The organism is Streptomyces sp. NK08204 (assembly GCF_020400585.1).
Lineage (GTDB): Bacteria > Actinomycetota > Actinomycetes > Streptomycetales > Streptomycetaceae > Streptomyces.
This window is the reverse complement of the sequence record NZ_JAINVF010000009.1, coordinates 1-12,203: the sequence shown is the minus strand read 5'-3', so window position 1 is coordinate 12,203 and position 12,203 is coordinate 1. Positions and strand designations below refer to the sequence as shown.

Sequence of the window (12,203 nt, the reverse complement as noted above, 5' to 3'; positions counted from 1 at the left end):
GTGCATCAAGGAAGGCGACCCCTGCCATGCGACTCGTCATGACCGAACCGGTCGAAAGGATGGAGCGCCCCTACGGTCGGCGCTGGTGGGCGCTGCTCGTGCTCTGCCTGAGCCTGCTGATCATCGTGATGGCCAACACCGCCCTCACGGTCGCGGCGCCCGACATGACGAAGGACCTCGGCCTGTCCAGCGCCGACCTGCAGTGGGTGATCGACGGCTACACCGTCCCGTACGCGGCGCTGATGCTGCTGCTCGGCGCGATCGGCGACAAGTACAGCCGCCGCGGCGCGCTCGTGCTCGGGCTGACGGTGTTCGGCGCGGGCGCCGTCTTCGGCTATTTCGCCGGCAGCGCCGCGACCGTCATCGCCGCCCGTGCCGTGATGGGTGTCGGCGCGGCGCTCATCATGCCCGCCACGCTCTCGCTGCTCGCCGCCACCTTCCCGCGGGCCGAACGTGCCAAGGCGATCACCCTGTGGACCGCCACCGCCGGTCTCGCCATCGCCGCCGGGCCGGTGGTCGCCGGAGCCCTGCTGCGCGGCCACGGCTGGTCCTCGACCTTCCTGATCAACGTGCCCATCGCGGCCGTGGCGCTCGTCGCCGCCTTCGTGCTCGTTCCGCCGTCCAGGGCGGGCGGCTCGGAAGGGAAGCACAACCGCATCGACTACGTCGGCGGGCTGCTGTCGGTGATCTGGACCGGCTCGCTGGTCTACATGATCATTGAGGGCCCGCACTTCGGCTGGGGCGCCAAGGCGATCACGGCGGCGGTCGTCGCGGGCGTGGGCCTGGCCGCCTTCATCGCCTGGGAGCTGCGCCACCCCCGCCCGATCCTGGACGTGCGCCGCTTCACCGCCCGCCGCTTCGCGGGCTCCAACCTCGCCGTCGCGCTGTTCTTCCTCGCCGTCTTCGGCGCGTTCTACTACCTGACCCAGCACCTGCAGTTCGTCCTCGGCTACGACGCCCTGGAGACCGGCGTCCGCATGCTGCCGCTGGCCGGCGCGGTCTTCGTCGGTTCGGCGCTGACCGGCGTGCTCACCCCGCGCTTCGGCATGAAGTGGACCGTCACCGCGGGCATGGTCGCCGGTACGACCGCGCTGGCCCTGCTGGCGCGGGTGGACGCGGCTTCGACGTACGCCGACTTCGTGACACCCCTGATCATCCTCGGCCTGGCCATCGGCCTCGCCCTCTCGCCCTGCACCGACGCGATCATGGGCGCCTTCCCGGAGTTCGAGCTGGGCGTCGGCGGCGCGGTCAACGACACCTCGCTGGAGCTGGGCGGCTCCCTCGGCATCGCGATCCTGGGCTCGCTGCTCGCCACGTCGTACAGCAACCACCTGAGCGACGCCACCGCCGGCAGCAGGCTCCCGGCGAGCGCCCGGGACACCGCGCAGGACTCGGTCGGCGCCGGGTACGCCGTCGCCCAGGGCATCGGCGAGAAGGCCCACCGACTCGCCGCGCAGGCGGCGCACGCAAAGGACCCGCAGCAGGCCGCGCAGCTCAAGCAGCAGGCCGCCGAACTCGCCGTCGGCGCCCGGCAGATGGCCGACGCGGTCGGCTCCTCCTTCTCCGACGCGGTGGCCCGCACCAGCCTGGTCGGCGCGGTGGTCCTCGGCATCGGCACCGTCCTGGTCGCGGTCCTGCTGCCGCGCCGGGAGGCCGCCGCACCCGAGGTGCCCGAGGTGCCCGAGGTGAAGGAAGAGCGGAGGGAAGGCGGCAAGGAACCGGCGCGGACCCCGGCCGGCTGACCGCCCCCGTTCCCATCAGCTAACGTGCCGCTCCGGATCAACCGGAACGGCACGTTCGTGCGTGGCGTCAGTACGTGTGAGTCAGTACCTGCATGGAGGCACGGGGGATGAAGATCGACTGGGACCGGCGCACCTGCGCGCGCAAGGGGCACGTCACCTACGCGCCGGACGACCCGCGGCTGCGGATAAGGCTGCACGCCCAGACCGCGCTCGGCGAGGTGTGGCGCTGTCTGCGCTGCGGCGACTTCGTGCTGGGCGAGCCGCACGGCTCGGGGCCGGCCGCGGACGCGCCGCTGGTGCCGCGCGGCAAGGTCCTGCGCGACCTGTTCATCCTGCGCTTCCTGGCCGTCGAGCGGGCCGTGCGGGGCGTGTTCATCGTCCTGGTCGCGGCGGCGGTGTGGAAGTTCAGCAACAGCCAGGACGCGGTGCGCCGCCTGTTCAACGAGTACCTGGACGCCCTCCGCCCGGTCTTCAAGCACTTCCACTACGACCTGGACCACTCCCCGGTCGTCGGGTCCATCCAGAAGGCCTTCGGCTACAAGCACAGCACCCTGCTCCTGGTGGCGGCCGTGCTCCTCGCCTACGCGCTCGTCGAACTGATCGAGGCGGTCGGCCTCTGGTACGCCAAGCGCTGGGCGGAGTACCTGACGGTGGTCGCGACGGCCGCCTTCCTCCCGCTGGAGATCTACGAACTCACCGAGAAGATCAGCTACCTGAAGATCGCCACCCTCGTCCTCAACATCCTCGCGGTCCTCTACATCGCCCTCACCAAGCGCCTGTTCGGCCTGCGCGGCGGTCGCAGGGCCTTCGAGGCGGAGCGGCACAGCGCGTCCCTGATGGAGGTGGAGGAGTCGGCGGGGGTGATGGTCTAGGGCAGCCTCGCCAGTTCCTCCTCGGTCAGCTCCAGTTCCGCCGCCAGAGCCGAGTCCCGGATCGTCTGCGGGCGGCTGGCGCCCGGGATGGGGATCACGGTGGGGGAGAGGGACAGCAGCCAGGAAAGACAGACCTGCTGGGGGCTGACGGCGCGGTCGTGGGCCACCTCGTGGAACGCGGCGTAGCGCGGGTCCGGCCCCTGCCCCGACGGCCCGTCCAGCGAGCTGCGCGAGATGCCGCCCAGGGGGCTCCAGGGCAGGAAGGCCAGTCCCAGCTCCGCGCACAGGCGCAGCTGCGGGTCACTGTCGCGGATCTCGGGGGAGTAGCGGTTCTGCACGGACACCAGGCGGTCGCCGAGGATCGCGTGGGCGCGGCGGATCTGCTCCGTGGTGACGTTGGAGAGGCCGGCCAGGCGGATCTTGCCCTCGTCGAGGAGGTCGCGCAACGCGCCCACGGAGTCCTCGAACGGCACGGCAGGGTCGGGCTTGTGGAGTTGGTAGAGGCCGATGGCCTCGACGCCGAGCCGCTTCAGGGAGGCCTCGGCCGCCGCCCTGAGATGGGCCGGTGTGCCCGTCACCGTCCAGCTGCCGTCCGCCGGTCTGCCCCGGCCGCCCTTGGTCGCGACCAGCACGCCGTCGGTGTCGCCGCCGTACGCGGCGAGCGCGCGGGCCAGCAGGAGTTCGTTGTGGCCGGGGTCCTGGCCCGGAAGGTGGTAGGAGTCGGCGGTGTCGAGCAGGGTCACGCCCGCCTCCAGCGCCGCGTGGACCGTGGCGAGGGCGCGTTCCTCGTCCGGGCGGCCCTCGATCGACAGCGGCATGGCGCCCAGCCCGACCGCGCTCACCTTCAGGCCGCCAAGGGTGCGGTACCGCACGTCAGTTGTCCTTTCCGAGCGTTTCGGCGATGGCCTTCGGCAGCCACAGCCGTGCGTGGTCGAAGCCGAAACCGAGTCCGGCGGCACGGGAGTTGTCCATGGGGTAGCTGCGGCGGAAGGCGAAGGGGGAGACCTCCCCCGACTCGGTCTCCTCGAACACCAGCTTCCCGCCGGGGATCTGTGCCGCCACCTCGGCGCACAGCTCCCGGACCCCGAGCTTCCCGTGCGAGGCAGCGTTCACCGGGCCCGTGAACTCCTGCCCCACCGCCCAGAACAGGAAGTCGGCGACCTCCTCCACGTGGATGTACGTCGCGGGCCGGGGAAGCGGCGGCACCAGGATCGGTGCACCGGTGCGGATGCGGTCGGCGTAGTGGGCCAGGCGGCCGGTGAAGTCGTCGTCGCCGCCCAGGACATGGGCGAGGCGGACGGACGCGAACGGCAGTTCCGGGCCGGCGGCGGTGAACACCGCCTCCGCCTGCCGCTTGCCCTCGCCGTAGTTTCGCTCGATGAACTCAGCATCGTCCCAGGGCAGCTCCAGGTCGACCGCGACCGTACGCGGATCGACCGTGCTCTCCGGCACCAACGCGTCGGTGTCCTCCTGCTCGTACACCTCCACGGTCGAGGTCATCAGATAGCGGCCGGTGCGGCCCGTGAAGACCCGGCGGGCGATGCCGGCGTGGCGCGGGCTGTAGCAGACCTGGTCGACGACGACGTCGAAGGTACGGGTGCCCAGCGCCGCGACGAGGGCGCCTTCCCCGGCCCGGTCGGCCACCAGGTGTTCCGCGCCCGGCGGCGGGGCCAGCGACCCCCGGTTCAGGACCGTGACCCGGTCGCCCGCCGCCAGCAGCCGGGTGATCAGCCGCTTGCCGAAATAGCGGTTGCCGCCGATGACCAGTACCTCTCGTGCCTTTGTCATGGCCATAATTCTCCGTTCGCAGCACGACGCTCTGAAGGGGGAGACATGGGAGATACGGCAGCCGCGCCGAAAGAACCGCGGCATCTGCGCGCCGTCGCCAACGAAACACCGGTGGCCTTCGACGCGGTGGACCGGGAGATACTCCGGCTGCTGCAGGCCGACGGGCGGATCAAGCTGAGCGAGCTGGGCCGGCGGGTCAGTCTGAGCCCGGCGGCCGTCGCGGAGCGGGTGCGCCGGCTGGAGGCGGCCGGGGTGGTCGAGGGGTACGGCGCCCGGGTCGCACCCGCCCGCCTCGGCTACGGCATCCAGGCCTTCATCCGGGTGAACCCGCACGGCGGCTACAACCTCATGCACCCCAGGACCCGGGAGCTGACCGACCGCCCGGAGATCGTCGAGGTGCATCACACGGTCGGCGAGGACTGCTGGATCCTCAAGGTCGCCGTCGCCGACACCGTGCACCTGGAGGAGATCCTGGAGCAGACCTCGGCGCTGGGCCGTACGACCACGTCGATCGTGCTGTCCTCGCCGGTGCGCCACAAGCCGCTGCTGCCGCCCGACCGTCCCGGCTTGCCTTGACGCCGACGTCAACGCCTACGGTCGTGGACATGCGAATCGGCGAGCTGGCCGCACGGGCCGGTACCACCACCCGCACCCTGCGCTACTACGAGGCGCGGGGGCTGCTGCCCGCCCGGCGCGACGACAGGGGACACCGCCGTTACGACGAGAGCGATCTCAGGCTGCTCCGGCAGATCCGGACGCTGCAGGACTTCGGGTTCGACCTGGAGGAGACGCGGCCGTTCGTGGAGTGCCTGCGGGCCGGGCACCCGGAGGGCGACTCCTGCCCGGCCTCCCTCGTCGTCTACCGGCGCAAGCTGGCGGAGCTGGACGCGCTCATCGGGCAGCTGACGGCGGTGCGCGAGCAGGTGGCGGGACAGCTGCGGCGGGCCGAGCGGGCCCGGGACGAGCTGGCCGCCGAGGCGCTGGTTCCGGGGGGTCCGGAACCCGTGTGCGAGCTTGGAGGGCTGACACGGTGAGCGTGACGGACGGACTGGCCGAGGTGACGGACGCGGACTTCGAGACGGAGGTTATCGGCGCGGATCTGCCGGTGCTGGTGCAGTTCACGGCCGACTGGTGCGGGCCCTGCCGGCAGATCGCGCCGGTGCTGAAGGACATCGCCTTCGAGGAGGGCGACCGGCTGAAGGTCGTCCAGCTGGACGTGGACCGCAATCCGCAGACGACGGTCGCCTACGGCGTGCTGTCGATGCCGACCCTGATGGTGTTCCGGGACGGTGAGCCGGTGCGCTCCATGGTGGGCGCACGGCCCAAGCGGCGGCTGCTGGAAGAGCTGGCGGACGTGCTGTAAAGGAAACCCGGCCCACGAAAAAATCCCCTGAGCAATTGTGCTCGGGGGATTTCTCGGCGTATATTCAGTGATTCATGACTTCGTTCCAGCGGAGCCATGAAGAAGTTCACTGAACACAGTATATGCGGGCGGGAGTGGCATTGTCAAACACCGAATTTCCGGACGATGAATTGCGGCACGAGCAGGAATTCATCGACGGCCTGTACGCACGCGTCGACATGCTGCGCGGAGAGGCCGAACTCTCCGTCGCGGACGCACTCGCCCAGGGCGACAAGCCCATGCAGGCCCGGCTGGAGCGGGACATCCTGGTCGCCGAACGCTCGGGGCTGCTCGCCGCGCTGAACGCCGTCGACGGCTCGCTCTGCTTCGGCCGGATCGACCTGTCCGACGGCACCAGCCACCACATCGGCCGGATCGGGCTGCGCGAGGACAACACCGAGCGCACCCCCGTCCTGATCGACTGGCGGGCCGACGTCGCCCGCCCGTTCTACCTGGCCACCGGCCACACCCCGCTGGGCCTGCGCCGCCGCCGGCACATCGCCACCGAGGGCCGGACCGTCACCCACCTGCACGACGAGATCCTGGACCTCGGTGAAGCCACCCGCACCGGCCACGAGGACCACAACGGCGACGACGTGCTGCTGGCGGCGCTCAACGCGGCACGTACCGGCCGCATGAGCGACATCGTGCAGACCATCCAGGCCGAGCAGGACGAGATCATCCGGGCGCCCCACCGCGGGGTGCTGGTCGTCGAGGGCGGTCCCGGCACCGGCAAGACCGCGGTGGCGCTGCACCGGGCCGCCTACCTCCTCTACGAACACCGCGACCTGCTGGCCCGCCGGGCCGTGCTCATCGTCGGCCCGAACCCGGCCTTCCTCGGCTACATCGGCGAGGTGCTGCCCTCCCTCGGCGAGACCGGCGTCCTGCTGGCCACGGTCGGCGAACTGTTCCCCGGTGTGAAGGCCACCGCCACCGACACCGAACGGGCCGCCGCGGTGAAGGGCCGCGCCGGCATGGCCGACGTGCTCGCCGCCGTCGTACGCGACCGGCAGGAGCTGCCCGACCCGGTCATCGCGATCGAGCACGATCGCGAGGTGCTGATGCTGGACGACGGTCTCGTACGCGTCGCCCGCGAGCGCACCCGCGCGACCACTCTGCCGCACAACGTGGCCCGCGAGTACTTCGAGGGCCACATCCTCAACACGCTCACCGATCTGTACGCCGAGCGCGTGGGCACCGACCCGTACGACGGCAGCAACCTGCTCGACGCCTCCGACCTCACCCAGATCCGCGACGAACTCGCCGAGAACCCCGAAGTCTGGTCCGCCATCGACCGGTTGTGGCCCCGGATCACCCCGCAACGGCTGGTCGCGGACTTCCTCGCCGAGCCCGACGGCTACCTGCCCGAGGAGGACGCGGACGCGATCCGCCGCCCGGTGACCCGGACCTGGACCGTCGCGGACGTCCCGCTGCTGGACGAGGCGGCCGAGCTCCTCGGCGAGGACGACCGGGTGGCACGGGAGCGCGCCGAGCGGGAACGCGAGACGCAGATCGCCTACGCGCAGGGTGTGCTCGACGTGTCGTACGCGTCCCGGACGTACGAGTTCGAGGACAAGGAGGAGGGCGACCCCGAGGCCTCGGAGGTGCTGTCCGCGCACGACATCATCGACGCCGAGCGGTTCGCCGAGCGACACGAGGAGGCCGACCACCGCAGCGCCGCCGAGCGGGCCGCGGCCGACCGGACCTGGGCGTTCGGGCACATCATCGTGGACGAGGCGCAGGAGCTGTCGCCGATGGCCTGGCGGCTGCTGATGCGGCGCAGCCCGACCCGTTCGATGACCCTGGTGGGCGATCCGGCCCAGACGGCTCAGGCGGCGGGCGCCGGCTCCTGGTCGGAGATCCTCGAGCCGTACGTCGAGGACCGCTTCGAGCACACCCGGCTCGGCGTCAACTACCGCACCCCGTCCGAGATCATGGAGCTGGCCACCGCCGTGGTCCGCGCCGAGAACCCGCACTTCGAACCGCCGAGTTCGGTCCGCTCGACCGGGGTACGGCCCTGGGTGCGCGACGCCGGCGGCGACCTGCCCGGCGCGGTCGCCGAGGCGGTCACCGAACTCACCCCGGCCGAGGGCCGGCTGGCGGTGATCGCCCCGCGCGCACTGCACCGCCGGCTGGCCGCCCGCCTGGACGGCGTCACCCCCGGCGCCGAACCCGACCTCACCCGCACCGTCGTCCTCCTCGAGCCCCGCCAGGCCAAGGGCCTGGAGTTCGACTCGGTCCTGGTGGTCGAACCGGGCGCCTACGGCACGAGCGACCTGTACGTCGCCCTCACCCGGGCCACGCAGAGGCTCGGGGTGCTGCACACGGGCCCGCTCCCCGAGGGGCTCAAGCAGGCCGCAGCCACACCGTAGCCAGCGGCGGAAGGGTCAGCCGGATGCCCGCCGGGCGGCCGTGCGCGCCCGGTGGTTCCGGTTTGACCGGGTCGGGGTGGACCACGTCGCTGCCCCCGTAGCGTGCCGCGTCGGTGTTGAGGACCTCCCGCCAGGCCGGGACGTCCTCGGGAACGCCGAGGCGGTAGTCGTGCCGGACCACGGGGGCGAGGTGGGAGACCGCGAGCAGCGGGCGGCCGGCGGCGTCGAGGCGCAGGAACGCGAAGACGTCGCCGTCCGCCGCGTCCCCCGCGATCCATTCGAACCCCGCCGGGTCGGTGTCGCGCTGCCACAGGGCCGGAGTGGCGCGGTAGAGGGCGTTCAGGTCGCGGACCAGATCGCGCACGCCCCGGTGGTCGGCCGCGGCACCGTACGCCGGGTCGAGCAGCCACCAGTCGGGGCCGCATGCCTCGGACCACTCGGCGCCCTGCGCGAACTCCTGGCCCATGAAGAGCAGTTGCTTGCCGGGGTGGGCCCACATGAAGCCCAGGTAGGCGCGGTGGTTGGCGCGCCGCTGCCACCAGTCGCCGGGCATCTTCGACACCAGGGACCGTTTCCCGTGCACGACCTCGTCGTGGGATATGGGCAGGACGTAGTTCTCGCTGTAGGCGTACACCATCGAGAAGGTCATCTCGTCGTGGTGGTGCGCGCGGTGCACCGGATCGTGACTCATGTACTCCAGCGAGTCGTGCATCCAGCCCATGTTCCACTTCAGCCCGAACCCGAGCCCGCCGAAGCCGCTCGGACCCCGGTGGTGGGTGGGCCGGGTGACCCCGTCCCAGGCCGTCGACTCCTCGGCGACGGTCACCACGCCGGGGCAGCGCCGGTACACGGTGGCGTTCATCTCCTGGAGGAAGGCCACCGCGTCCAGGTTCTCCCGGCCGCCGAACCGGTTCGGCGTCCACTGCCCCGGCCGGCGCGAGTAGTCGAGGTAGAGCATCGAGGCGACCGCGTCCACGCGCAGGCCGTCGATGTGGAACTCCTCGCACCAGTACACGGCGTTCGCCACCAGGAAGTTGCGCACCTCCCGGCGGCCGAGGTCGAACTCCAGGGTTCCCCAGTCGGGGTGGGCGGCCCGCAGCGGGTCGTGATGCTCGTACAGCGGACGCCCGTCGAACTCGGCCAGCGCCCACTCGTCGCGCGGGAAGTGCGCCGGGACCCAGTCCATCAGCACCCCGATGCCGGCCTGGTGCAGCCGGTCCACCAGGTACTTGAAGTCGTCGGGAGTGCCGAGGCGGGCCGTGGGGGCGTAGAAGCCGGTGACCTGGTAGCCCCACGAGCCGCCGAAGGGATGCTCGGCCACCGGCATCAGCTCCACGTGCGTGAAGCCCAGGTCGGTGACGTAGTCCGTGAGCTCCTCGGCCAGCTGGCGATAGGTCAGTCCAGGCCGCCACGAGGGGAGATGCACCTCGTACACCGAGAACGGCGCCTCGTGCACGGGGATGTCGCCCCGGTGCGCCATCCACTCGGCGTCGCCCCACTCGTGGTGCGAGGCGTGGACGATCGAGGCGGTGGCGGGCGGGGCCTCGGTGCGGCGGGCCAGCGGGTCGGCGCGCAGGGTGCGTGAGCCGTCCGGGCGGGTGATCTCGAACTTGTACAGCTCGCCCTCGCCGACACCCGGCACGAACAGCTCCCACACCCCGGACGCGCCGAGCGAGCGCATCGGGTACCCGGTGCCGTCCCAGAAGTCGAAACCGCCCGCGACCCGCACCCCTCGCGCGTTCGGTGCCCACACCGAGAACCGGGTGCCCCGCACGCCCTGGTGGGTCATGACGTGCGCACCGAGCACCTGCCACAGCTGCTCGTGCCGGCCCTCGCCGATCAGGTGCAGGTCCAGCTCACCGAGCGTGGGCAGGAAGCGGTAGGGGTCCTCGGTGTCGTGGACCGTGCCGCCGTGTTCGCCGTACCCGACGAGCAGGTGGTACGCGGGGACCTCGGTGAGCGGCAGCAGCCCGGAGAAGAACCCGTCGCCGTCGTCGTGCAGGGCCGTCCGCGCGTCGCCGTAGACCACGGTGACCGACCGGGCGTGCGGGCGGAAGGCACGGACGGCGACGGCGCCGGGCACCGGGTGGGCGCCCAGGACGGCGTGCGGATCGTGATGGGTGCCGCGCAGCAGCCGCTCCCGGTCGTCGTGGTCCATGGCGGCGGACCCGTGCGGCGCGGCCTTCGGCCTCTTCCGCGCGGTGGCGGGTTTCCTGCTCTTGTTCGTGGTGACCGGATTCCTGGACGTCACGTTGGGGTCTCCCGGGCGAGGGTCGGGTCGGACGAGGCGAGGCGGCGCACGGCCGAGAGCGGCACGGGGAGCCAGTCGGGGCGGTGCCGGGCCTCGTAGACGACCTCGTAGACCGCCTTGTCGGTCTCGCAGGCCCGCAGCAGCACCGGGTCGCCGCGCGGGTCGCGGCCGGTGACCTCCGCGTACCCGCGGCAGTAGGCGGCCCGGCACGCCCGCGCCCAGTCGGGCGCGGGCGGGGCCCCCGAGTGGGCCGCGTAGTCGAAGGAGCGCAGCATCCCGGCTATGTCCCGCAGCGGCGGCTGCGGTATGCGGCGCTCGGCCAGCGGCCGGGCCGGCTCGCCCTCGAAGTCGATCAGCGACCAGTCGCCGGACGGTGAGCGCAGACACTGCCCGAGATGCAGATCGCCGTGGACGCGCTGGGCGGTCCAGGTGGTGCCCTCGGCCGCGAGGTCCGCCAGCGCCGTGTAGGCCGAGCGCAGCCCGGGCGCGTACGGCCGCAGCGCCGGCACCGACCGGGTGGCCGCGCCCAGCCGCTCGGCCATGCCGTCGGCCAGCTGCCGCAGCTGGGCGTGGCCGAGGGTGACCGTCGGCAGGGCACGGGCGAGCGCGGTGTGCACCTCGGCGGTGGCCCGGCCCAGCGTCCGCGCCTCGGCGGTGAAGTCCTCACCCTTGGCCCGCTCGCGCAGCGCCAGCTCCCAGCCGTCGGTGGCGCCGTGCACATACGGCTGGAGCACGGCCAGGAGATACGCCTCCGCACCCGCCGCCGTACTCGTCCCGGCATGCAGCCAGGCCGTCGGCGCGGGCACCCGGGTGCAGCCCTCACGGGCGAGCGCCAGCGGGATCTCCAGGTCGGGGTTGACGCCGGGCACGACCCGGCGCAACAGCTTGAGGATGAACGTATCTCCATAGACGACGGAGGAGTTGGACTGCTCGCCGGTGACCGGCCGGGCCACCAGGCCGTCCCGGATCTCCTGCTGCGGGTCCCGCTCGAAGCGCAGCCTGCCGATGCGGGCCCGGCTGCGCAGGGCCTCCAGGAGCAGCTCGGCGGGCCGGGGGTCGTTCAGGGCCTCGTACACCGTGCGTCCGGCGAGCGGTCCCTCGTCGACGTGCCCGATCAGCGCGGGTGCCAGCCGGGGCGGCAGCGCCTCGCGCACGCCGATCAGCAGCTGGTAACAGTCACCCGGGTGGGGCGGCGCGCCGATCGCCGCCGGCTGGTGGACCCGCAGCAGCAGGTGGTAGAGGCCCAACCGGCCTTCCGGCGGCAGCAGTCGGGTGACCGACACCGGTGTGAATCCGGTGACCGGGCGCCCCTTGCCCGCGAACCAGCGCTGTCTGGGCAGCCACTCGCGCAACAGAGGGTCGAGAGAAGCGAGGAGGTGACTGCTGGAAGTGGTGATGCCATAGGGGCCGACCGTTTCCGCCATGGGCGTCACGTCCTTTCCCCGGAGGGTCGGGGTGTCACTGATGCGTGCCCCGGGCAGGACGGCCGAAACCGCCCCACCGGGCAGGGGCTACGCGGCGTTCCGGCGCAGCCGGAACCAGTAGAAGCCGTGGCCCGCCAGCGTCAGCAGGTACGGCAGCTCGCCGATCGCCGGGAACCGGACCCCGCCGGACAACTCGACCGGGTGCCGCCCGGTGAACCGCCGCAGATCCAGCTCGGTCGGCTGGGCGAACCTGGAGAAGTTGTTGACGCACAGCACCAGGTCGTCCTCGTACTCCCGCAGGAAGGCGATCACCGCGGGGTTGGAGGACGGCAACTCGGTGTAGGACCCCAGA

Annotated in this window: 11 protein-coding genes; 6 read left to right on the top strand and 5 right to left on the bottom strand. The window is 72.0% G+C overall.

Features of this window, described 5'->3' with window-relative positions; translation table 11 throughout:
* The first annotated feature begins 26 nt into the window (after positions 1–26).
* Positions 27–1,742 carry an MFS transporter gene (locus K7G59_RS16025; protein ID WP_225834691.1) on the top strand — a complete coding sequence of 572 codons (1,716 nt, stop codon included), beginning with the start codon at positions 27–29 and terminating at the stop codon, positions 1,740–1,742.
* A gap of 107 nt (positions 1,743–1,849) precedes the next feature.
* Positions 1,850–2,614: a DUF2127 domain-containing protein gene (locus K7G59_RS16020; protein WP_225834689.1), complete on the top strand. Its 765-nt coding sequence runs from the start codon at positions 1,850–1,852 to the stop codon at positions 2,612–2,614.
* Here K7G59_RS16020 and K7G59_RS16015 read toward each other — a convergent pair.
* Together K7G59_RS16015 and K7G59_RS16010 are read right to left on the bottom strand one after the other, a co-directional pair.
* Positions 2,611–3,486 carry an aldo/keto reductase gene (locus K7G59_RS16015; protein ID WP_225834687.1) on the bottom strand — a complete coding sequence of 292 codons (876 nt, stop codon included), beginning with the start codon at positions 3,484–3,486 and terminating at the stop codon, positions 2,611–2,613. The two genes, K7G59_RS16020 and K7G59_RS16015, sit on opposite strands and share 4 nt — an antisense overlap.
* Before the next feature lies 1 nt (position 3,487).
* Positions 3,488–4,402, bottom strand: coding sequence for an NAD-dependent epimerase/dehydratase family protein (locus K7G59_RS16010; RefSeq protein ID WP_225834685.1), 915 nt, complete (start codon positions 4,400–4,402; stop codon positions 3,488–3,490).
* 45 nt (positions 4,403–4,447) lie between these two features.
* On the opposite strand from K7G59_RS16010, the gene K7G59_RS16005 reads away from it, so the two are divergent.
* The 4 genes from K7G59_RS16005 (at position 4,448) to K7G59_RS15990 (ending at position 8,176) form a co-directional block, all read left to right on the top strand.
* Complete coding sequence (locus K7G59_RS16005) at positions 4,448–4,978, top strand: Lrp/AsnC family transcriptional regulator (protein ID WP_225834683.1); 531 nt, start codon at positions 4,448–4,450, stop codon at positions 4,976–4,978.
* A gap of 29 nt (positions 4,979–5,007) precedes the next feature.
* A complete protein-coding gene (locus tag K7G59_RS16000; protein ID WP_225834681.1) occupies positions 5,008–5,436 on the top strand; it encodes a MerR family transcriptional regulator in 429 nt (142 codons plus the stop codon).
* Between the two features lie 14 nt (positions 5,437–5,450).
* Positions 5,451–5,765 (top strand): thioredoxin, encoded by a 315-nt coding sequence (trxA, locus tag K7G59_RS15995; protein WP_225835098.1) that lies wholly within the window; start codon positions 5,451–5,453, stop codon positions 5,763–5,765.
* A gap of 122 nt (positions 5,766–5,887) precedes the next feature.
* On the top strand, positions 5,888–8,176 hold the full coding sequence (locus K7G59_RS15990) for a UvrD-helicase domain-containing protein (RefSeq protein ID WP_225834679.1): 2,289 nt from the start codon (positions 5,888–5,890) through the stop codon (positions 8,174–8,176).
* Here K7G59_RS15990 and glgB read toward each other — a convergent pair.
* From glgB to K7G59_RS15975, 3 genes are all read right to left on the bottom strand, one after another.
* On the bottom strand, positions 8,151–10,334 hold the full coding sequence (glgB, locus tag K7G59_RS15985; RefSeq protein ID WP_225835096.1) for a 1,4-alpha-glucan branching enzyme: 2,184 nt from the start codon (positions 10,332–10,334) through the stop codon (positions 8,151–8,153). The two genes, K7G59_RS15990 and glgB, sit on opposite strands and share 26 nt — an antisense overlap.
* Before the next feature lie 89 nt (positions 10,335–10,423).
* Complete coding sequence (locus K7G59_RS15980; protein WP_225834677.1) at positions 10,424–11,851, bottom strand: phosphotransferase; 1,428 nt, start codon at positions 11,849–11,851, stop codon at positions 10,424–10,426.
* 87 nt (positions 11,852–11,938) lie between these two features.
* A partial coding sequence (locus K7G59_RS15975) for an alpha-glucosidase C-terminal domain-containing protein (RefSeq protein ID WP_225834675.1) occupies positions 11,939–12,203 on the bottom strand: 265 nt, incomplete at its 5' end.

Coding starts and splice junctions, on each gene's coding strand:
- K7G59_RS16025 (WP_225834691.1), top strand. CDS start 27: ATGCGACTCGTCATGACCGAACCGGTCGAAAGGATGGAGCGCCCCTAC.
- K7G59_RS16020 (WP_225834689.1), top strand. CDS start 1,850: ATGAAGATCGACTGGGACCGGCGCACCTGCGCGCGCAAGGGGCACGTC.
- K7G59_RS16010 (WP_225834685.1), bottom strand. CDS start 4,402: ATGACAAAGGCACGAGAGGTACTGGTCATCGGCGGCAACCGCTATTTC.
- K7G59_RS16005 (WP_225834683.1), top strand. CDS start 4,448: ATGGGAGATACGGCAGCCGCGCCGAAAGAACCGCGGCATCTGCGCGCC.
- K7G59_RS16000 (WP_225834681.1), top strand. CDS start 5,008: ATGCGAATCGGCGAGCTGGCCGCACGGGCCGGTACCACCACCCGCACC.
- K7G59_RS15990 (WP_225834679.1), top strand. CDS start 5,888: ATGCGGGCGGGAGTGGCATTGTCAAACACCGAATTTCCGGACGATGAA.
- glgB (WP_225835096.1), bottom strand. CDS start 10,334: ATGGACCACGACGACCGGGAGCGGCTGCTGCGCGGCACCCATCACGAT.
- K7G59_RS15980 (WP_225834677.1), bottom strand. CDS start 11,851: ATGGCGGAAACGGTCGGCCCCTATGGCATCACCACTTCCAGCAGTCAC.